The 22,284-nt window shown below is 57.8% G+C and carries 12 protein-coding genes; 4 read left to right on the top strand and 8 right to left on the bottom strand.

All coding sequences use genetic code 11. The features are described from left to right. Positions 1-831 precede the first annotated feature (831 nt). A complete protein-coding gene (locus XI04_RS02925; protein ID WP_271595834.1) occupies positions 832-2,412 on the top strand; it encodes a carbohydrate porin in 1,581 nt (526 codons plus the stop codon). 904 nt (positions 2,413-3,316) lie between these two features. Here XI04_RS02925 and XI04_RS02930 read toward each other — a convergent pair. Next, on the bottom strand, positions 3,317-5,563 hold the full coding sequence (locus XI04_RS02930; RefSeq protein ID WP_271595835.1) for a hypothetical protein: 2,247 nt from the start codon (positions 5,561-5,563) through the stop codon (positions 3,317-3,319). A 1,235-nt stretch (positions 5,564-6,798) separates the two neighbouring features. After that, positions 6,799-8,517 (bottom strand): NEL-type E3 ubiquitin ligase domain-containing protein, encoded by a 1,719-nt coding sequence (locus tag XI04_RS02935; RefSeq protein WP_271595836.1) that lies wholly within the window; start codon positions 8,515-8,517, stop codon positions 6,799-6,801. A gap of 685 nt (positions 8,518-9,202) precedes the next feature. Between XI04_RS02935 and XI04_RS02940 the strand changes: the two genes are divergently transcribed. Then, the gene (locus tag XI04_RS02940; protein ID WP_271595837.1) at positions 9,203-11,032 is read left to right on the top strand and encodes an NEL-type E3 ubiquitin ligase domain-containing protein; all 1,830 of its coding nucleotides are present in this window, start codon (positions 9,203-9,205) and stop codon (positions 11,030-11,032) included. Between the two features lie 847 nt (positions 11,033-11,879). On the opposite strand, the gene XI04_RS02945 is transcribed toward XI04_RS02940, so the two are convergent. Both XI04_RS02945 and XI04_RS02950 read right to left on the bottom strand, forming a co-directional pair. Continuing rightward, positions 11,880-12,836 carry a pectinesterase family protein gene (locus XI04_RS02945; RefSeq protein WP_271595838.1) on the bottom strand — a complete coding sequence of 319 codons (957 nt, stop codon included), beginning with the start codon at positions 12,834-12,836 and terminating at the stop codon, positions 11,880-11,882. A 300-nt stretch (positions 12,837-13,136) separates the two neighbouring features. Next, positions 13,137-14,435, bottom strand: coding sequence for a glycoside hydrolase family 28 protein (locus tag XI04_RS02950; protein ID WP_271595839.1), 1,299 nt, complete (start codon positions 14,433-14,435; stop codon positions 13,137-13,139). A gap of 127 nt (positions 14,436-14,562) precedes the next feature. Between XI04_RS02950 and XI04_RS02955 the strand changes: the two genes are divergently transcribed. Next, the gene (locus tag XI04_RS02955) at positions 14,563-14,826 is read left to right on the top strand and encodes a hypothetical protein (protein WP_271595840.1); all 264 of its coding nucleotides are present in this window, start codon (positions 14,563-14,565) and stop codon (positions 14,824-14,826) included. A gap of 859 nt (positions 14,827-15,685) precedes the next feature. Here XI04_RS02955 and XI04_RS02960 read toward each other — a convergent pair. Both XI04_RS02960 and XI04_RS02965 read right to left on the bottom strand, forming a co-directional pair. Further along, positions 15,686-15,928 (bottom strand): hypothetical protein, encoded by a 243-nt coding sequence (locus XI04_RS02960; protein ID WP_271595841.1) that lies wholly within the window; start codon positions 15,926-15,928, stop codon positions 15,686-15,688. 3,433 nt (positions 15,929-19,361) lie between these two features. Next, positions 19,362-19,637 carry a hypothetical protein gene (locus XI04_RS02965; protein WP_271595842.1) on the bottom strand — a complete coding sequence of 92 codons (276 nt, stop codon included), beginning with the start codon at positions 19,635-19,637 and terminating at the stop codon, positions 19,362-19,364. Between the two features lie 237 nt (positions 19,638-19,874). Between XI04_RS02965 and XI04_RS02970 the strand changes: the two genes are divergently transcribed. Then, complete coding sequence (locus XI04_RS02970) at positions 19,875-20,156, top strand: hypothetical protein (RefSeq protein ID WP_271595843.1); 282 nt, start codon at positions 19,875-19,877, stop codon at positions 20,154-20,156. Between the two features lie 374 nt (positions 20,157-20,530). Here the strand turns inward: XI04_RS02970 and XI04_RS02975 are convergent, their stop codons facing one another. Next, positions 20,531-20,737 (bottom strand): cold-shock protein, encoded by a 207-nt coding sequence (locus XI04_RS02975; RefSeq protein WP_036030656.1) that lies wholly within the window; start codon positions 20,735-20,737, stop codon positions 20,531-20,533. Positions 20,738-21,498: 761 nt separating this feature from the next. Further along, entirely contained in the window at positions 21,499-21,699 is a 201-nt protein-coding gene (locus XI04_RS02980) for a response regulator transcription factor (protein ID WP_271595994.1), read from the bottom strand. Positions 21,700-22,284 lie beyond the last annotated feature (585 nt).

Below are 22,284 nucleotides of genomic sequence, written 5' to 3' on the forward strand. Positions count from 1 at the left end.
AGCGTCGCACGAATGCAAATCGTCCGCGGCTTCCTGCATTGTGTTGGATAGAGCAGCCTCGCCTCAGGCCTTGACGACTCACAAACTTCATCCGGGACACGCCACATAGGCACAACGGCTGAAAGGCCCTGCCGCGATGGCCGATCGGACTAGCTATCATTGCAAGCTGTTCAACTCCCAATTCCGGCGGGTTGCTTGAGATGACGGATAGATGGCAAGCGTGACCAACGAACGCCGCGCACGTCATGGACTCCGATGCAACACAGATTTTGCACTGACAACCGCGGTAGCAGCGCCAGCGACTTGCTCGCAGATAGGCACCAAAGCCGCTGTATGGCTGTTTCCTCTGGCCTCCTGTGCCATCAGGTTAGACCTTGTGGTGTGATTGCCGGACGCGCAAGTTCAAGGGCGCCTCGGCGAGCTTGGCGATTGTCTCGTGTTTCCGTGACAACGATGCCAATGAAGCGCTTCATGAAGCCTGACCTCACCGCCAAATCGGCTGACTCACGGTGAGCAAAGTGGACATTCGCAACGCTTTCGTGGCCATTGCAGCGAGGCGCTGCGCGCTCGTGACTAGCATCTTGATGAACCAACGCTCGGGGCTGGCTCTCGGCGCACCGCCCTCGTTCATAGCCGTGGTTGCGAAGCGGATCATCGCGTCGCGAGCTAACTGCTTTACAAGGCGTGGGTGGTTCTTGTCGGAACAATCGAGATCCAGCTCGCCGCCCTCGCCCTCGCCCTCAAACGCGGAAACCCTGAGAGCTTACTCTTGGTCAATCAGGCCGCACCGCATTCTATTCATGGCCGGCAGAGATGGAAGCAAGGTGCGCCGTGCGTGATTGCTTTCTTGAGACGAGTTTTCCGTGGGGATCCCCGGCGGACAAAGCACTTTCCTTCCATTTAAAGCCGAGGGGAAAGCAACGTTGGCTTGTTATCGCAGTTTCGCTAGCAGCTTATCTGGTCGACAATTCCGTACTGGCACAAAGCGCCAGCGGGCTTGATCCTAGTAGCCACCCTGTGGATCAGGCCAGCAAAAGACGAAAGGCTTCTGATCCGGCCGAAAAGCTCCGGATGGGCCTGGCAACCAGCCCGCGTTCCCCGGCGGCAGCACCAAATCCCGGAGCGCCTTTCGAAAAGCGCGCTCGTGCGGACAGAGTTACTCAGACTAGAACGCAAAAGACGGTCGATCCCTTCGCACGGTACGACAATCTGCGTGAAAAAGGAGTGTGGTTCAACATACCTGGCGCTGTGGACACGATCGATCAGGACAAGGGCGGCGTTAGAGCGGCGCTTGCAGATGTCGGCATCGGCTACATCGGCTGGACACACAACAGCTTTGCAAACAATCTGCTGCCGAATGCCGCCAGAAGTACTATCGCAAACCAGCTCTATATGGGCCAGAATCCGACCTTCGCGTCGGCAAACTTCATGATCGTCACCTACGATCTCAGCCGGCTTGGCATTTCCGACGGACAAATTGTCCTAGGGGCCGAGCAGCAACACTGGACGTGGGATCGCCCGGGACCAGATCGAGTGGGGCTCAATACGCTCGCCTACTACCAGACTTTCTTCGACAAGACACTAGAGCTTAAACTCGGCTATCTCAGAAACCAAAATGAATTCACCGGCACATTGTTCGGAGGGATTACAGGATCGAACATGTCTGCCTTGTTCCAGGGGGGCATGAGCACCAATGCCGCACCGACGCCTGCGGTCAACCTGAAGTACAATTTTGACCGTGGCTTGTACAACAAGGTCTCCGTCCAGCGCTCAATTAGTCCAGATGGTCCCTATGTCCAGATAACGGAGAATCCCACGGGCTTGAACTGGAGCACGCCCCACGCAGGCATTCTTCTCATTGATGAAGCCGGCTACAGGAGCAAGGCAGCTCCCGGCGTACCCGATACGTGGCTGCGGGCGGGCGTTGGTTTCAACACCAGCCGGTACACGAGTTTGACGGATCCCAAGCGAGGGAGGGAAAGCGGGAATAACTTTCACTACATCGCTGCGGACAGGCAGTTCTGGCAGAACGACCCAGATGGGATCCCATCTCGCGGCATCTATGGCGGCTTCTCCATTATGGAAGCTCCGCCGGACCTGAACAGGATCAGCCGGTATTCTGAGCTTCGTCTTTACGCGAGGGGAGCATTTGACAGTCGGCCCAGTGATCTGATTGCACTCGTTGCTAGCAACACGAGCTGGAGCAAATTTGCGGTGGATGCTGCCCTCGCCAAAGGGCAGCTTGCGCATCGCGACACAACAGCAATCACCGCAACATATACCGCCCATCTCGCTCCGGGAATATATGCAGGGGTGGGACTGTCATACATTCACAACCCGACAAGCATCACGCACACACCTCAGACTAAAAACGCGCTCAATCTGTTGCTATCTACGTTGATATTCTTCTGATCATCGCAACCGCCATTCTGCTACCAACTCCTCGTGACCCGAGGGACTTGAGCTCGGCGATCTCTTTGAAAAGGATCCGCCGCATCTGCGCTAGCCAAGCATTGTTGCTCGGCCTTGACGGAAAGTCGCTGACCCGGCGGTGACGTGCGCGAGTTCAGCGGGGACGCGAATAGCAACAGACTCGTTGAAGCATTAAAGTATCTACGGACCTTTCGCTCGACTGGGGGGCGTCGTGCCCATCGTGCGTCCAAGGCGCACTAGCGCTAATCTCAATCCTTCCCCAACAGAACCGGACTCTCATCAATCCCGAAGACGCCATACCCACGGACGCATCGATGGCGCTCCTGTGCAGGACCGCGCGCCGCACGAGGCTAATCGGCAAGAGGAGCATCAGGGTGGGCAGGATAATACGCCCGTACCGTCGGCTCTCCACGAAGGACAGGTCCTTGTCGGTCCAGAGCAGCTTCTTAAGAGCAGCTTCGCTGCCTAATGGATCATCTGGGCGACCAATCCATACCCTTGCCATGTTCCGTCCCTTCAAAGGAGCTTCAGCAGCTCGAAAGGACTTACGTGACGAGGTTCAGCGGCAATGGAGGATCCCCTGGCCTCTCGTTCTTCGTTGATCCTGAAGGGTTTACTGTTGACGAGGAGCAGTTCTCGAGGGGAGCTCGATCGGGGTGCACACGGCGTCGTCGAGAGACAGTCGTCTTCGAAACCAACCTCGGTGTCTGAGTACGAGCACTGGAGTTGTAGCACGATAAACCGACCGCCAGCACCATCGCCAACGTCACGCCTCACCTCTGCAATCTACATCGACTGGATGCATGGCCCATCAAGCGCGACCTCAGCGAAGACCGCGCGCGAACTGCCCGCCGAGCATTTGGAAGCAGTCAAGTTTGGTTCTTCAGCCACGTTCGGGATAGACGCGAACGCGCCGGCGTCCCTCGCTTTCCACCAACTCGCCCCTATAAGGCACTCCACGGATTTCGAAATAGGTCGGGCGCCCGACTTCGGGCATGATGCGCTGGCCTTCAAGGACGCGGACAAGGTAATCGGGCAGGAATCGCTCCCGGTGCTCCCATCCGCCCCGAATCAAGTACCCAAGATCGACTGTACCTTCGTCGGGTCGCGCGGCCCTGATGATCTGCGGGGGACGATAGAGGGGCTGCGATGGGCCAGCCTCGTTTATCCCGCCAGCGCGCGGGTGTTGGATCAGGCGAACATCCATTGGGCCTTCCGGCCCGACAGTCGCGGAATAGTGCTCCCCATTGATCGCAAACTGACTTGGCCCGAACTGGTTTGGCAGCAGATTGATGTTGCTCAATACATCGATCAACACGTCTGAAGCCGCCTGGGAGCCGTGGCGCCAGTCGGCGCCAACGATCGCTCCGATATCCCGCAGCTCCGGAGCCGGCCCCGGCGGTCCTGCGAACCACGAGGTGGCTGCAAATTCAGGTGCTGGCGCAGAGCGCGCATCGTCACGCAAGTCGTGCGGCGTGGGTGGATCCAGATCAACGAAGGAGTCGAGACCGCCATAGATGTTTGACGATCGGGGCCTCACCGATGACGGCGATGCGGGTTCTTGCATTTGCTGCCCAAGCCAGGCCCAGGCTCCCTGGCTGGGGGTGGCCGGAGTAGCAGGAAGCTCGAGCGGCGAATGAGCTTGCGCGGCCCAGTGCGGCGCTGGCACTGGTGAGGCGGGTTCGTGGATTTGCTCGCCAAGCCAATCCCGGGCTGCCGCGCTCGGCGTTGCCGGGGTTTCGGGAAGCTGTTGCGACGAACCGGCCTGCCAATCGCTGGGCGCTCGCATCGATGTTGTGGGCCCGTGGATCTGCTCGCCAAGCCAATCCCAGGCTCCCGCGCTCGGGGTAGCTGGCATTGCAGGAGGCGCCTGCAGTGAGTGCCTCTGTCGAGCGGCTTCCCAAGAACGCTGGCCCGGATCCTCAGGAGGCAGCAATGCAAGCGCCCTGTTCGCCTCCCGGATTTGCTGGTATTGGCCAAGCTTGACTAGATCAGCCTTGATCTTGCCGTCCTTGGTTTCCCGCCTGTACTTCTCGACATCCTGCTCAAGGGCTGGGGTGGAAAGTCTGCCAGCCATTGGCGGCCGATCATGCGTTTGCAGCCACTCACTGAGCCTATACATGCGGCGAGCTTGCCTGTCGATCGTCTCCGGCTCGATCCTGTGCACTGCCTTTTCCGCCGCCGACCACATGTCGATGAGGGTTGCGTCCGCGCGGTGGGGGGCCAGTCGGCGGAGATCAGCCGCCAGAGCGTTTCCGGCACTGACCTCACGGAGCTTCTTCAACGCCGCCTTGATGCGTCTGCTTCTGTCCTGTGCGTAGGTATCGACATCCTCATCCAGCTCAGCTTCCAGCTGATGGTTTTCCACCTCCGGGTTGTCCTGCTGCGCGTTTTCTGATTCCCGTTGAATTCGATCGGCAATTGAGGGCCTGCCAGCGGTGCTCAGGCGCGCGCTCAAATGGCGCAAATCGGCTGCGGCATTCTTGATCGTGCCGTCGGTGAGGTTACCCGCCGCCTTGTTTCTGAAATCTCTTATTAGCGCCTCGTCCTCCTCTGGGACAGCGCGCGTCCGGCCCGGCTGCCGAGCATAGTCAATGCGAAGATTCGTGGAAAAGGCATCCCCCTGCCCCGCGTTGCGCGAGTACTTTTCGCTGCTGCTCCCGCCAAAAGCCTTGCCGATTCCCGACTTGAAGCGTGACCATAATCCGCCGCTTTTTCCGCTCTTGGCCGACGCGGCAGACTCTGCCTCCGGAAAGCTGTAGCGCGCGCTGCTGAACAGATCATCTCGCAAGCTGGACTGCGGCACTTGCGCCGAAGCGGGAAGCTGGAAGTTGGGAATGTCTACGCTTCGCCGCGTGCCGCCCAGCGCACTCTCCCTAAAAGTGGAGTCCGGCGGCACCCGCATCGAACCGCCGAAATCCTCCCGCCGGACTGCTCGACGTCCTGCGGGAGCCGGATTGGACGAATTTGAGTTGCTTTCATCTGACGGATCGAGACTCAAATCCTCCAGCTGCCGTTCGAAACCGCCGTGCTCCCTTTGGTTGTCTCCTCGCTGCGCGGTCCGCTCTTGCAGGGCAGCGTACTCCCGCATCCAGGCTCCTGAATCGAAGAATGGGTCAACCGGATCCACCCTGCTCTCCTCATGTTTGTATAGGCCCGACAGCAATCGGTACGTCTAGCAAGAAACAGATTGTGGATTGTTGTAGCCGCAACCTTTCGAAAAGCTGACGAGATTAGGACATTGCTGCGCGATTGACGGCCTCGCATCGGCCGCCGCCTGGCGACAGGCGCTCCAATTTTTCGCACCTCTTCGCCTAGCCTGTTCCAGTCGAGGAATTCGTAAACCGATGATACCAATGGATGGTCCTGACGATCGTGCGAGGAATTCAAGCATCAGGCCGGATTTCTCGGCCGCTAACAATGTCTAAGGTCATGCGTGACGAGCATCTTCTACGCAACTTTGGCGCTCAGCTTATCCTGCTTCAATGACGGACAGCGACCGCTCCTTGACGCAGACCGGGAGGCGTTCTGGTGACCTGGGCTTCCATTTGTTGGTTTCGACTACGCTTATGAAGGACCGAATTGGCCTACTGCGGTTTACCAGGTCCGGCGCATTCGCTCGGATGCAGAACGTCCCTTTTGAGGGCTTACCGCGCATCCGCCGTTTCCGGGAAAACGTGGATCACATAGGGCTGCCCATGAGGGAGCGTAGTCGCCTAGACGAGAGGAACAGCGCGTTCAGACATGAAATCGCCCAGACAGCTTTTTCAAAAAGATGTGCAGGTTGTCCTGAGTTCTCGGTAGTCATCCCGAGCGCCTCTCGGCGCTCGGGATCGGACAGGCAGCGCGCAGTTCGAGGATGAGCTTGGCAAGCGAGCTCGGCAAATGAAGATCCGGCAGACTTCATTCGTTCGCTTCAGTCTGCCTCAGCCCTTGACTGCGGAACCGCAAGGCTTGTCGTGCAGCCTCGAACGCCTCGGTCAAGTGCGTGCACGACTCCCGCATGACGGATTGGCCATCGCTACGGTACTCCAACACTTGCTTGCCGAGATGATCTCGCTGGAAGGACTCGAACTCAACTAGATCTGACGAACAGTTAACTCAAAGTCAAACCAGCTGGTTAGCCGCGGCAGCGCCCTGTCTGGTCTGCTCAACAACTTTCGACCAGTGGAGCTCTGATCCCGAGGAGCTGTTGAGCTGACGAAGATATGCCTCGCCTTGCGCGCCTTCATCGATCGGAAGACCGAAAGGCCCCCATTTTCCCGAAGTGCAAAAGCACCTTCGCGGCAATTGGCGAGGCTTTGACAATCGATTTTTGGCCCCGCTATAGAGCATTGATAGATATATCTCCGGCGTGATGAAACCTCAGCGTTCGAGGCCGCCACGCTCGGCCAGCACACGGTGCATGACTTCGCGTTTGATCTCACCGGCGAGCTCGTTTCGGACTTGGGCTCCGAGCACCCGCTCGGCATCCGGATCGCCTAGAAGACCGTGCTCGGCCAGTCGCTGATCCAAGCGGGTTTGAAACTCCTCGCCCATGGCTTCGACGAGCCGGTCTTGCATCGCTTCATATTCATCAGGAGCGATTCGCCTCAGCACCGTCTCCCACGGTTGCCAGCGGGTTGCCATGTAGTCAGTAAACTGGTTCGCTTCTTGCTCGCGAACCGACTGCAGCGCGCGCGCCGCATCATCGGATGTCACGTGAGAAACCGTCAGAAAGCGCATGTCAGGGGCGACGTGAATCAGCTCCAGCGGCTCGCGAAGAAGATTTTGATAGGCCAAGTAGACTTCGACGTCGTCTGAGTTCGGGTGGAGAGTGAGGAGCGAGTTGACCCTGTCGCGCGCGATCCCTTCCAGCGCGTCCAGGCGGAACGCAACGCGGCCGCGCTGGATCAGTTGGCCGAGCCTATTATCATACACCCCCTCCTCGACGTCAGAATTAAGGCGCGCGGTCCGCATACCGTTCCAGTGCAGAGTGACACGATCCTCGCAACTCGCGTTGGCTTCAGAAGCCTGTGTGAAAAACTGTTCGCGCAATCTCGGATTGGTCGCCGCCTGCCGCAGATCATCCGCCATGGCCTGCCGAAACTCGTGATTGCCATAATTGACGGTCCCACGTAGCCTTTCTAGGAACCGGGCGTAGTCTTGGGCGCCAGGCTCATCCGCAAAGTGCTGCCACTCGGCTAGCGCCGTCGGATCGTCCCCGAGCCAGTGCGCGGCAGCCTCGTCCAGAGGCAGCTGCTCAAGATGGGGTGCCGCGAGGTGAGCGCGGACTTCGTCCGGGAATGGGTTATCACCGAACTCGACGTTCTGCAGCGGACGGCCCAAACTCCCCGGTAGCAGATCCTCAGGCAGGCTGGTCAGCCGGTTACCGCTGACATCGATCGATTCAAGCCAGCTCGGAAGGGTTTCGGGGAGATTGGCCAATTGATTGCTGCTAACGTCGAGTTCAACGAGACCCCATGGGAGGGACTCGGGGAGTTCGGTCAGCTGATTGCCACTGACCGCGAGCGAGGTGAGGCTGCTCGGAAGAGCGTCGGGCAACCTGCTCAGTCGATTGTTGTTTGCGTTCAGGATCCCCAGCTCCGCCGGAAGGCTATCTGGGAGACTCGTCAACCTGTTATCGCTGACCTCTAAGCGATAGAGGCTCGCCGGAAGAGCGTCCGGCAAACTGGTCAACCGGTTGTCGCTAATAAAAAGTTCGTGGAGACCAGGTGGGAGGCTAGCGGGCAGGCTGCCTAGCTCGTTGTGCATGGCGCGGAGGTTCAGCAGTCTCGGCGGCAGGGCGTCGGGCAAAGCGGTTAAGGACAGGGATGACAAATCGACCAAGTGCGAGCGCATGTTGTCCGCAGCCCTGATTCGCGAGCGCCCCTGTCCGCGGTTTTCCGCTGAGCCCTGCCCCTCTTCGCCAACCCACTCGTCCAGGATCCGCGCGCGCGCGGAGCTGGGGGTCCGATACCCTGTCAAGCTTTCGACCAAATTGGCCAAGGCACGGTTGAAGCCGCCGAGGTAGCTTTCCCGCTCCCCTTCTTCAAAAGTATCCGGGGCAGAACCTGCGCTCCGCTGTGCCTGTCCTGTGTCCATTATCTTATCTCCCTCGTCATAAACTAAGAAATCCGCGTGCCGCTGCGCAAAGCCGCGGAGCAGCAGTTTGCGCGCTGGCGCAATAATCATTCGAGCGAGCGCACGTGCGCCCGCGCGGCCCGCCCTGGTCGAAGGCGGTTCAGCTTCACACGATTTGGAGGCGGCGAATGGATCGCTGCTGCTGCAACGTTTGCTGCCATTCCGTTGGCCGACAGACCCGGAGGACGCTAACGTGAAAGCGTTCTGCCGCTAGCACGGCCACCTGTCGATCAGCTGACGAGTCTCGCTGCAAAACGCCCAATCACTCGCAAAGACCAGCGTTGCACCGATTGCCTTGGCAAGTGAAAGGACGGCCGCGGAGGTGAGCGTTCGAGCGCCTGCCGGTCTTCGTTTTTCACGGACTCGGCCGAAAAGGAATCCCTGCCTGGCATTGAGGTAACGCACCGTGCCGCGCCCCCGGGCTCGATCTTTAAGCCGCTGCCGCGTCGATGCGGAAACGTGTAGGCGGAGATAACGGGCGGCCAGGGATTCACAGTTCCAAATCGTTGCACCGAAATTATGCCTGCTTCGATGCCATCGCTGCGGTAACTGCGATAAGGCCGTCAGCTTGCCGAAAGCGAAGTGTCCTAGGTCCTAGATGGCGCCGTCACGGGCTGAGTTGGCCCGGTTTGGTAAGGGAGTTGAAATGGATCCTTTTGAGACAGGACAGATTCCGCCCGGCGGAGGCATTCCTTCTTCATCTTCCCAACAAGAAGGGGCGGAAGACGGGCGGGGGGCGGCACAATGGGATGCATTCGTGACGGGTTTCGCAGCAAACTCCGGGCATTCAACCCATGCGGCGACCGAAGCACACGAGACGCTTGAGAATTGGGCTTCTGAACAGCACGTGGGTCCCCTCGAGGACCGGGACGAAGCGGCAAGGCGGGTCAATGCTCTCGGTGAAGACGCCATGCTGGATCTCCAGTCGCTGTCCCTTACCAGCCTGCCCAGACTTCCAAGCGAAATCATCGTGCTCGATGTGCCCTTCAACCGGCTTACCAATCTGCCTGACGAACTTCCGGCTTCGCTCCAGCGTCTTGATGTTAGTGGCAATCAGCTGAGCAGCCTGCCCCCGCTCCCAGCCGGGCTGAGAGGCCTCGACGTGAACTCGAACCGGCTGGAGAGCCTACCTGCCGTCCTACCTGCCGGGCTCCAATTTCTTTCCGCCAACTACAATCGGCTGCTGAACCTACCCGACGCCTTCCCTGCTTCGCTCCAATTTCTCCACATCAGCCACAATCAGCTGACGAGTCTACCGGTGGAGCTTCCTGCTATGCTCGAGTTTCTCGACGTAAGCCAAAATCAACTGACGGATCTGCCGCCGGCTCTCCCAGCTTCGCTCCGGTTTCTCGACGTAAGCCAAAACCATTTGACCAGTCTGCCCGAGAACCTGCTGACGGCCTTGGGCGACGATGGCACCCTAGTTCTCACTGAAAATCCACTATCTGAGCAGGTGCTGGCGAACCTGAGTACAATCCTCGGCGCGGAGGGTCATGTCGGCCCGACTGTCCACCTTTCGCACGACGACGAAAGTGAATCGTCCGGGACAGACGATGAGCAGGCGGACGCTCTCGCTGAAACAGTTGCAGAATGGCTGAAGGGCAATCCACAGGAGGGCGATCGGGAGGTGCTTGCCGCTTGGCAGAACTTTGCAGAAGAGCCGGGCGCTCGGGAATACGGACTTTTCCTCGGCAAGCTGTTCGAGTCCGTCAACTCCGGCAATGAAGGGTTTCGGCAATCGGTGGCCAATGATCTGCGTCAGGCGGCAAAAAACCCCCAATTGCGTGCCCAGTACTTTCAACTGGCATGGGATGCCAACCAGAGCTGCGAGGATCGCAGAACATTAACCTGGAACGGCATGCAGACCGCGCGCCTCATCGCGGAAGTCGAGAACGGCCTCTATGACAACAAGGCACGGCTTGCCGATCTCGTCGAATTGGGGCGCGTCATGTTCCGCATGGACGCGCTCGAGGCGATCGCGCGCGATAAGGCTCACTCGCTCGCCTCGGTTGACAACGTAGAAGACATCGACGCCGTTGAAGTCTTTCTTGCCTATCAGAACAAACTGCGCGAGCGGCTGGGACTACAACACGTCGCGCCGGACATGCGCTTCTTTGAGGTCTCCGACGTTACCGACTCTGAGGTTGACAGGGCAGAGACATCCGTGCGGGAGAGGGAGGCGGCCGAATTTGGCGACTATTTGGCAATGGATTGGCAGCCTTGGGACGATGTGATTCGCCGCATCGCACCTGAAGAGCATGCCAAGACGCAGGACCAGCTCATTGGTGCAATGGGAAAGGAGTTCGACAGCCGAATGGAGCAACAGCTCGCCGATCAAGGGCTGACCGGAGCTGAAGCTGGCCTCGTCGAAGATGCCAAGCGAGTGTTGGGTCCCGCAGTTCGCAAAGAGATCGCCCGTGAGATCAAGGGCGCTCTAAGAGATAAGGTGCTCAATGAGCACGGCCTCGCGCTCTGAAGCCGCGTTTGCCGTAGGATGCTGCTAATTTTGCTGCCGTTCCTCTGGTGCGCCGGTTGGTGGCCCAGAGGCGCGTAATGCACAGCGAGTGCAGCGGAGTGCCGATCGAGAAACCGGCGTTGCTGCTGTCTATCATGCTGCCGCTTGATGTAGGTCAGGTCGATGCTTGGAGTAGACTGGCTGCTAGCTCTCTACTGAAACCAGACGCATAGAAGCGCATGTCGTCGATCAATGTTCGGAGCTGTCGCGCACTTTTGCATTCTCCCATTTAGTTTTGACTTCGGGAACGATGAAAAACGACCATCATCCCGATCCAAGTGCTGTCTTTCCTCGCAAAGTGGCGCTTTGGACGCCATGGAGTACCTGTTGTCGGCAGCCGTTACCCGCGGCTCGCCCCGGCGGCGCCATGCAGGTCTGCTACCCTAACGCATGCTCTTGCATCAGGGCTCTCCTTGATCGGCACACTTGGAAATGTTGCGCGGCACTTGACATGAGAAGGAGTCCATTGACGGTGGTATCTTGAATGCCGACCGCCGGCGCCTGACAGGTAATTTAAGCCGACTTTGCCTGCATCTGAGCCTGAAGAATGACCTTCTGCGCTCGCTTGTGCATTCGATTTCGCCAATCTTCGACGGGTAGTTGGACAGGCTGCCAATAAGCGTGGGATAAGCGGATGATCGCATCCCGCCGCGAGCGATGGAGCGTCTTAACGAGCTCCTCTAAGCGTGGAGTGACAGCCGAAGCGCTGCCCCTCTCACGCCCCCGGCAGTTTGGTTGCTGGACACCACTCTCCATCATGTCCGCTCTCTCCGTCATTCATCCGAGGATCGCCGTTGTTCCCTCACCGTCAGCGTTGTTTTGTCTTCCATCGATATGGTTCCGCAGGCAGCCAATCTGTGGCACCCGCGAAGAACGCGGTCAGCGACCATTTCGCGGCTTCCCCATCTGTCAGTTGATGGGAGTAAGATTCCCGGCCTAAGGGGTTAGCCCCGACCCCGAAGGATCTATATTCGGCAAAATAGCTCGTGCTCAAGTTGTTGGTCTTGCCCCTATCCCATTCGCGCCAGCCCTCCGGAATGACCTGTGTATCTATCTTTGTCGACAGAAAGACCACTGTGGCATACGGCCGCCAGGGGCGGCCAAGCGCGATATCGCGCGCGGCAGGGTCGGCGCTTAGAGTGCAATGATCAAAAACATAGCCGCTGTCCTCGTCCGGTGCTGCCTTGCTCTGAGCGGTAAAGACGACCGCTTGATTGGCGATGCCGTGCAACTCACATTTCCGGAACCAGGCCTTGGCGTTGCCAAATACGAAATCGACATGCCCTTCGATGTAGCAGTTCGAGAAGTATTGACGTGACATTCTGCCGTTTGGACCCTTGCCGGCAAGCAGCGTGTCCTGGGCGCCGAGCAGGCGGACGCGCGTAACGACGTCCCTGTCTCCGGTAAGGGATAGTGCAACCGCCTGGGAGGGTGGATTGGCCGGGTTGAGAGCGTAGTCGTTCTGGATGGTCAAATTCTCGAGCCGGAAGTCATCGCCATTGGCATCCAGCGTCGCCGACCGGGCGGTTCCTCCTACATTGATCGCGCCATCGCCATACACAATGACGGTATTCTCCGGCTTGCTACCAGTGCCTGAGAGATGAACACCGGATTTGGAGATTTTGACCTTCTCACGATAGATACCGGGCGCGATCCGAACATCTCCGCCTTCCGCCGGCAATGCGTCGATAGCTTGCTGCACGGAGTGATAGGCTGCATTCTCGGCATGCGACACCAACAGTGGCTGAGCGTATGCTGACGACATGCAGAAACATCCCGTCAGAAGTGCAGCAGGGTGAACAAAAATACGCATGATCCTACACTTCGTTGAGTCAGCGGCACCTCGACGCAGTCGACAGAGCCTATCTCTGCGGGATAGCCGCAGCGCATGGGCAACACATTTTTCGCGCCAAATCAGAACCTCCACGTCACCTTCGCATTCCCGGCCCTGCAAACCGTCAGACAATTGCAAACAAGTCCGGACATGAGGCCGACCTTCGTCAGCACCAGTAATCTTGGCCCAGATGCTGAACTCACCACCCGAGTTCGGCGCCGGATGTAGTGCTTACCGATTGCTGTTGCGGAATGCCCTGGAACATACCTCCGAGCCGCGCAGCAGCGGTTTTGCAGCTTGTCCGGGCAGCGGCGGTGATACGTCAGAGTGTTTTGCGGTGACGTTCGCATGTTCAACTTGCCAAGTGGCGGAGTCGGCAAATCGGACATCTTCGAGTGTCACGTCAAGTGCATGCTCCTCGTCTACGCCGCGGATCAGCAACACACCGGTGTCGCCATGCACATGACGGAGAACGATTCGCCGATAGACCGGAATTCTCGTGCCTTGTGCGCGCGGATCATATTTTGCATCGAAAGCTAGCGGCCACCGGTTGCCCCTCAGGCACACGTACTCATAAGTCACGCTCTCGACCAGACCGCCTCGGCTAACATCGCTCTTGATGCGCAGGCCGGACGTCGTACCATCCAGCGTCAGATTATGCACCAATATGTCTCTGGCCCCGGAATTCACCTCACTGCCGATCGACATGCCATGCCCCCAGCCGAAATAGTTATCAATGATCGAGATATGGCTGCTTGAGCCATTGTCGCCGGCCTTGATTGCGACGTTGTCGTCACCCGTACGGATCAAGCTGCGGGTAATGGTCACATCCTGACTCGCGGCAACATCGATGCCATCGGTGTTGCGCGCATCCGCCGTTGAATCGATTATGAGGCCCCAAAACGTGGCACCTTGGACCCGGTTCATCGCGACATGAAAGTTGGGAGCGTTGCGCAAGGTGACACCAGAGAAAGTGATGTCCTGCGCATGATCGATCTGGATCAAGCGCGGGGCGTTCTGGTTGCCGCCCTGGGCTTGAGCGCGGCGCGCTAGCTGCCACCAGGTTTCCGCGCCGCCGCCAATTATTGCGCCCCCCTGACCATCGATGATGCCTTCTCCGTAGATGCCACCGCCGCTCGTTTTGGAAAAGCTGATGAATGGCCGGCATCCGCCGCCCTTTTCCGCAATACGACCACATTGTCCGAGGCCCTTGTCGTAAGCAGCAGGTTCGGGGATGGCGATCAGCGTCGCCCCGCGTCCGACCCATAACGTCACACCCGATTTCATCTCGAGTGGGCCCGACCGGAACTCGCCACGCCCTAAGTACACAGCGGCCCCGGAAGGACATTGGTCGATGGCATTTTGCAACGTGGTCGTATCTTGCTTGCCAGACGGCACGAGGCGTTCGCACACCGTATGAGGTGCAACAGGCTCGGTGATAGTCCGGCGGTCTTGCGCTTTCGCGCCGGGGACGACAACGATGCAGGTCAGTATGAACAATAGGGCCAAGTTGCGAAAAAGCTTTGTCATCGACCTCCTCGTGCTTTGTCAGGCATCCACGCCCCATCGGTATGGAGCCGCTGGCTAGATCTTGCCGCCGCGCGCGTCACTGGCGCGCGCAAGATGATACTTATAAGACGCAGCAGAGGCCCGGACCGTGTACCTGCGCAGCAGCACTTTGCAGATGCGCAAAAAACACGAAGCGTCATGCGATGGTTCAAAATCCGACAGCTTCGTCAATGGTCGGCCTTCTCGCGCCAATCAAGCGGGTCGCCGGATTCGGCTTTTTTTCATCTACAAAGTCGTCGGCGCCCAGTGCTTGCTCTTGATAACGATTTCGATAAGCGGCGCATCAGCCTCGCTGGGAGCAATTCGTGTACGCCCAGTACCCGCCGAAGCCGCGGCACTCACCCGCGCCTGACCTCGACTGCTGCTGCTGAAGCTCCGCGCTGTTCTTGAAGCGTCTGGAAAGCCACACCTGCGTGCTTGTTCTCCTTGAACACCGTGTTGACGAGCTGGTTTAGTGTACTCTCATCACTGGCCTGGAGCGACTGGCTGCCCTCACCGGGGAAATCCGCCCTCTTAAAGCATCTGAAGATACTTCTCAGCCGTAGATGGTGAGAGTTTCCGACGAGTAATTGGACCGCTCACCATCTCGTGAATGTAATCATGATTCGCGCGCGAGACATTCGACGGCGGATTGCGACCGCAGCATCGAGGCAAGGCCTGCCACGCGCGCTGTATTCAGTTGCAGCTCAAAGGCATCTTCTTTCGCCAGTCTCGGCTGCTGATCGTTTAGTCAGGCGTGCTGTACCGATGGTGGAGGGGCAGCACTAGATAGGTCGAAATTGTGCGAGTGCACGCCCGCCTCCCGTCCAGGATCGATGGGTTTATCCGTATTCGGAGAAGCTTTCGAAAAGCTGACGAGGTTACGGCCGGGAAGACGGATAAAACGACCGAACTGGCCCTGAGTAAGGGGGACAGCTCTTGACGTTCAATCCTGACATGTGCGTGAGCAGCCCTCCAGACAGGAGGCTTTAGTCAACACCGCGGGGAGACGTCCCGCATGTGGTGTTACTCCGCGCCCCATCCGCCGGCCCAACGCACCGCGACCACCAAACCGCTCGGCATAACGGCAGGCCTCCAGTTCGCCCGCCCGGTCCGTAAAAATGACGCCTCGCAAGCCGGTCGGTACTCTCGCCGTTAACTTGGGTTACGGCAGCTTTCAATGGTCTCATGATCGCCTGGAAAACGCCACGGCAGCTTCCTGGTGAGCAGGATCATCGATGCTTCGCGGTTCGCGCGGTAGCGTCACGTATTGAATTGTTTGGCGCAGAATTGTGGTGGCGTTCATCGATCCGCAATGAGATTGCTCGACGCTCAAGCCTCAGCTCCAAATCCGCCAATCCTGCCTTACATTCGGCGACGACCGATTGGGCACGAAGCAGCTTGACCTTGAGCTCGTCCATCTGCCTGACTATTTTCTCAGGATCCCAATCGTCCTGCAACAGCTCATTGACCATGTGTGGCCACCGATGCAAGGCCGGCGCTTAGCTCCAAGAACCCAGGCTTGGCATCTCGCCGATACGGGCGCTTGAGCCACGGGTTAAAGGTGGCACAAACGATCGTCCAGAAGCGTAACGTCTTAACCCCGGTGTGCACCATCTTGTTGAGGACCGCCATTATCGCGAGCCCGTTGTAGGACCGTCGGATTCTGGCTGGCAAAGCAAACGGCAATCCGAAGGTAGCAGAGTTCGCGATGCTGGCACGCGTTTTGAAAAGTGCATCAAGAGACCTCTGCCATGGATGAAGTGGGCACGTTTCATTTGAATACCTGGATCGGGTGCTGAAGGAATATCATGACCAAATTGGTGCCGTCACACATTCAAGCAACCGACATGCCAATGCCCTCGAGCATTTTCATAGACAGAATCATGTAGTTTTTCTCGCGCCATCTGGCTGCCGGCAGCTCTATTTGTCGCGACTGAAACAACCGTTGTTTTGAGCAAGACGGTGAAAGCCGCAACCACGAGCCTGTAGCAGCGCTCGCTACGGGAACCGATGTTGGCCAGAATGCTCCCACCATTTTCGCGAGGACGTTGTGGCGTGAGCCGCAGTGGCGGGCGTTAACGCCAGACTGACGGTGCTGTGCGGCTGATCGGCAATCTATCCGCAATGCAGAAGGGCGTTGGAGGCTTATCGCAATCTGATGCCACGGCTGTTCACGATACTGATCTCACGCTTAAATTCTGAAACCGCGTTTGGCCCCAGCCTGGTCGAAGATCAGTTCGTGGCCCGCTTGCATCCTACGTCGCGATGCTACGCACCTGCGCCGCTCGGAACGAACTGTCTCACCTTCAATCGGCATGGGCATCTTGGCGGGCGTGGGAGATTGAACCGTCGAGCCTAGAGTGAGTCAAGCACCCGCGTGCGAATACGCCAAGCTCAGGCCGATCGGGAGCCCGGACAATGTTCGAATGTCAGCGGGGTTTTCGGTTTCGCTCTTCTCGCTTGCTTGCCCGATGAGAGACTCAAGGCCTCCGAAATCTCCCGCAATTGATACTCGCGAGCACGGTGGAGCTGCTCATGCGGGAGCGAGACCGCCACCCGAAGATCCACGTCTCGCGAACAAGTCGAGTAGGCCAACCGTCCGTCAAAGAACAGATGGCGATTTTTGGTCCCCGAGCCTGAGCGCGGTGTGAGCGTCCCCTCGCGCTGGCTCAATCTGGCCCCGCCGGGCGATGATCAGGCAGAACCGCAGTATAAGATCACAAAAGGGTAATGGGGTTCACGCCTGCCGAGCAGCAGATCAACATGAAGCGTCGGACTGCGAAGAAAACGCACGCTAAGAAGCGCGCGGCGAAATGAAGGCCACCACTTTCGGAACGTAGCTGAAGCTTCCGTGCGGCTATTGGAGTAGGATCAGCGCATACCAGTCCAACCACACATACTATCAGCGTGATGTCGAAGATGAGATCGCATACCTGCGTTGGCAGATGCAGCAATTCGATAAGCTAAGCCGCTATGAGCCCAGGGTGCCGCCCATCTTGACTGACCGCGTCAACGCGGGACATCGGTTCTTCACTGACGACGAGCTGAGGGAGGCAATTGTAACCGACAGCGAACCCCGTAGCGGGATCCATAATCCTTTATCCGCGGCTTAGCTCGGATGGATACAAACGAGCGGGAGAGTTGGTCGGATCAGCGGCCGAGGAAAACCGAAGAGAGAGCAACCGCACGATGACCACTGGGGCGAGACCGATCGTGGCTGCCCGCCGTTCTTCCATGGGACGATCAGCAAGCGAGAATAACGCATGCGTTCGCGGTCCATTGGGAAATGGCCTACTTAAGCCGGGAGTGTCGCGGCTTTCTGACGAGCTGTATGATTTTAGAAGTTAACCGGAGTCAGCCAGATGGCACCTGGCCAGATCACGCGCATCACAAAGCGTCGCGAAGACAGCTATCGGAGCATTCAAGTCAGCGGCGCGCCGCTTCCACTGAATAGACGCTATCTAGCGCACGTATTGAGCTATGGTGACTGCCTTGTTTTCCACAAAGGAAGCGCCGGTGAGATCATGGCCTTCAAGATGGGCGTTTTGGTGCTGTCACACCAACCGCTGACCTGCCCTACTCTCCCAATTAACTGAACCTTAAGCTTGCAGAGTGATCCGCTCAAAACGCGCGACCCTGCGAGCGGGCCGCGAGTTAGGCCACGCACCCGTATAGCTTTCGAGCAGTCAGCACCCGTTCCGGCGGCTCTTGCACACAATCAACACCCACAACAGCACGACCGCTTGGGGGGCCTTCAGGCCAATCCGGACCACACAGAAATTCAACGAGAAGGAGCGGCATGGTAACAACGCTTTCTCCATCGGCTCATTCACCAAGATACTCAGCCACGCCGGGCTCCAAGCGCCCACAGGCAAGCGACCGTGATTGCGGTGAAAACGAGTAGAGCGCCAATTGCTAGCACAAATTCCATTGTCGGCTTCCTTCTATTGCGCGGACCACCCACCAGACGTTGTATGTGAAGGAATTCCTCCGCCAATCGACTATCTGGACACCATTGTCTGTCACTCTCACGGAGAAGGAGGTTGAGGTGCAATAATCAAGACCGCTATAGACTCCTGGGCACTTGGGCCTCAGTAGCCAATGCGACTCCGCACCGAAGTGATATATACTCGGTAGCGAACCGGCGATGTGGCATTCACTTTCGAAGTCGTAGCCGTTTGTTATGCTCCCAGTTACGCGGACTCTGATTCTGTTGTACTTGCGGCCTTCATGTTCGTATACGCTGAGGACGTCGCGCCCGAGCGCATGAGCGAACGCGATAGCCGCTGAAGCCGCTCGAATACGTTGCTCCATGTTGCCTCGCGAGCAGTAACGGGGCGGACCCGAAATGGTCTTGAAACATGTCAGGCCCGCCCCAGCATCACAGCCCCTGCAAGACCGGTGACGCTCACTGCACCCAAGCAAGCACCGTGCCTTTCTTCCAAAAGGCTGCTGTACCTCGCTTGGCTGTGTATACTTGTGCAGTGTGTCCTTTTGGTCTGTCTCCATGCCCATCAGGACGCAAAATGTTTGCAACCCGACATTCGCATATCAACGTTGAAGTCAAGCGCAGGTAAGTTCGCAATCGCACAGGAAGGCGATCGCATCGCTCCGGAAGTAGCGCTGATGCTTGCAGTCTACAACCCTGCCGATCCCAAGCAGCGATGGGAATTGCTATTCTGAGTATCGCCGACACTAAGCTGTGCATCGAGAACAAAAGCCGCGTCATGAAAGATGGCAATCCTACTTGGCTCTACCAGTTCAAAGGGTCAGTTGCTCAGCAGTGGAATTTTGTACCCCTAATGGACCCTAGGGTTGCAGAGTGACTGCCTCAAGAGGGGCGACGATTCGCGGCGCGCATAAACCGAATTCCGCTGATTACCTGCAAGGTAGCGTATGGTACGATCATGCTGCAGGCGCAGATCCGTGTCGTAACGCAAAGCACCAGAATGAGTTCATGGGCGCCTTAGCCCCCATCATTCTCGATGTCTCTCCGCCCTCCTTGGCGCTTGCGTTATCGATTGGCTTCTCCAAATCAAGCAGCATGTTCTTGACCCAGGTCATTGACGTTTCATTTTCCGCAACGGGAGTACCAAGAGCGGCAAAGCCGCGGCGGCGTACTTCAGCAACTTTCAAGTCAGGATAGTGACCCAGCCGAATTTTGGTGCGGTTGTTTGACAACCACCCAGGTCTTTCGGCTCTTGCGGACACGCAAGGCAAAGGCCAGCTTCTTCCGGTCCATATACAGACCGGGCTTCAGTGACTGAACGGTGAGATCTGTCGAGTCCAAGAATTGGCACGATCTGGCACGCCTCTCACGTGGATTGAGGCTGACAACTATGCCGAAGTATATCTGGGTCGAATTCGCGTAAACCACGGCATGAAATGGTGTTTACGGGCACTCTGTGGAATGGTGGAGTGGCTTCACAAAAGATTGGTAAGCTGGCGGGCAGTTGTCCTGAACAATTGCGTTTAGGATTACGGCAGCCCGTGACCGGCAAGACCGAATGCGGCAACTGGCGCATCGTCTTTTTTTGTAGCCAGCGGCAAAGCCCGTCAGCTTCTCGCAAAGTCTCCGGTGTAGCGGTACTGTCCTTGACAGAAGGAGCAGAGCGTGGACAATCCTCCGCGTCGAGCCCGACGGCTTTGATGGAGGTCCAGGACGAGTTCGTGCCTCAGGCGGCGCATGCCAGGCAATAAGTTCCGGACCATCTTCAGCAGGCAGTTCAGGCAAAGCAGAACGCGCCAGACCCTGCGCCAGAGCACGGTGCGGCGCTATGCTGACGCGCCTTTCTAGGGCTCGGCTCTCGTGATGAAACAATCACCGCACTCGAACCACAATCACTACCAGCCCGCACCGAGAAGTGTTTGTCACGGGACTGACGGCTCTGCGCCGACAGCGCTTCACCGGTGTCGCAATCCAAAATGCCTGGACGGCGCACGCCTCGGCTATGTCGCTTCAGCTGAGAAGGGGAGTGGTCACGTCAGCAAGACCTCACCATTAGCTGACAACTATCCTCATCAACCCGAGACAGAGACCCCGCTCTCGTCCAAGACGTCATTCGGCTTTCGGATCAGCCAACCCGGAGATCTTCAGCTGAGATCTTGCCCGTACGCCCGGCCTTGGGCTGATAACTTACGCGGGCCCCCTCTTCGAGAGTGGTGTAACCGGCCTTTTCCACGGCACTGACGTGCACGAAGACATCGGGGCCTCCATCCTCGGGCCTGATGAATCCATAACCCTTGGTCGGATTGAACCACTTCACAATACCCATTGCCACGTCGGCACCTCCATAGTGAACCGTTGTGATCTAGCGAAGAGTCTTCCGGCCATCAAGAGCAGCGGCAAAAAACAGCGCGGTATGGATGCGAAGGTCTCGTCTCATTTTTCTGTCGGATCGCCTAGCTGTCGTCCAATATGCAAACGATAGAGAAAGCCCCTGACGCGACCGCACTTCGCTTCCATTCCTGTGGATCCGGATGACGATTTGACCTTTCGCTTCGGTTGCCGCGGCGAACGGTTCACAAGACGAGTTGCACGCATCGAACACGCCCCAATAATCAAAAAACACGACGTCTGCATTGATGGTCCGCGAAGTATCGGTCACTAAGCCAGCAACGTTTCGTGAGAATCACCCGAACTTGGTTAAGCGCGCAGAGTCATAGTTCGTGCAACGTCTACCAGCAACGTGTTTTGGAATGCGTCTGCCGACCATCATTGCCGACTTAAGGTCCGGCCCGGCCGTCCGAGCTGCGTTTGGGTCATCACAGTTTCAGCACGCCAGCCGCTATGATCCACCACACTTTAGCTTGCGACACGTTTACGCCGCTAGGCTGGCAAACGGAGGACCGACATTGGGCCCCCCTGACCGTCCAGTTTCAAGAGTGTGATGCGCGTGCGCCGTTAGCTTGATTACCTTGTCCGCGTTGCGCCTCACTGTAACAATCAGCGATGACATGGAAGCACGCACTGTTCATAGTATCAGCACCTCTATCATCGCTGTCTGCTTGTATTTCGCCACAGCGCCACCGAAACCGCGGCTTAAAGAAGACCCAAACGCCGCGCCTTGACGACGCACTGCGTCCGGCTGGTGGTTTCCAACTTTCGCATCGCATTCTTGACATGAAAGTTGACGGTGTTCTCGCTCACGTTCAGGATGACTCCGATCTCCCAGGATGACTTCCCCTGCTCGATCCATCGCAAGCACTGTTTTTCTCGTTCCGACAGCACAACCTCTTGCACATCCGCCAATGATTTTCTCCTGGGTTCGAGAGAACAGGAATGGCATCAGCAAATGCCATACCACTCGGTGGCGCCGGCAAAGTATCGGCGAATCAGGACAAGTTCTTCGGCGATTGCCGTTCCATTCGCACGAGGCTGCCATCCTGCTGTAGCCCTATCAACGGGCTTTTGACATTGTCGTCAATCCGACGGCGGCATTACGACAACCGTGACTGTCGATATTTGCGTGTAATTCTATGTGAGCTCTAAATCTATGTGAGCCGGATATCACCCTTTCCCTAAGCACTCCTCCCCCGAAGGAGTGTGGGAATTCTCTCTCGGGACGTAGCACGGGCTCGCGAACCCGGGTCATTCATTTTGCATCCGAAGCCCTTCTTTCCGGCCTTAGGCGCTAGGCCAATCAACCCATAGCGAAAGCTCTGCGTTCGGCGCCAACCCTATGGCGATCATGGAAGCCTTTGCGGTCCCAATAAACTACCAATACTGGTCATTGAGCGGCATCACGCCGAAAAAATATGAGTAGCGACGTTGTTGGCAATCTAGGTCGGCTTACAGGATTTAGACATGCAGCATCAAGCACGAGCC

The sequence above is a fragment of the Bradyrhizobium sp. CCBAU 11430 genome, from assembly GCF_028128855.1.
Classification (GTDB): domain Bacteria; phylum Pseudomonadota; class Alphaproteobacteria; order Rhizobiales; family Xanthobacteraceae; genus Bradyrhizobium; species Bradyrhizobium ottawaense.

Bases quoted from the DNA above. Each gene is read 5' to 3' on its own strand.
- XI04_RS02950 (WP_271595839.1), bottom strand. From the start codon at position 14,435: ATGACAAAGCTTTTTCGCAACTTGGCCCTATTGTTCATACTGACCTGC.
- XI04_RS02935 (WP_271595836.1), bottom strand. From the start codon at position 8,517: ATGGACACAGGACAGGCACAGCGGAGCGCAGGTTCTGCCCCGGATACT.
- XI04_RS02960 (WP_271595841.1), bottom strand. From the start codon at position 15,928: ATGGTCAATGAGCTGTTGCAGGACGATTGGGATCCTGAGAAAATAGTC.
- XI04_RS02945 (WP_271595838.1), bottom strand. From the start codon at position 12,836: ATGTCGTCAGCATACGCTCAGCCACTGTTGGTGTCGCATGCCGAGAAT.
- XI04_RS02940 (WP_271595837.1), top strand. From the start codon at position 9,203: ATGGATCCTTTTGAGACAGGACAGATTCCGCCCGGCGGAGGCATTCCT.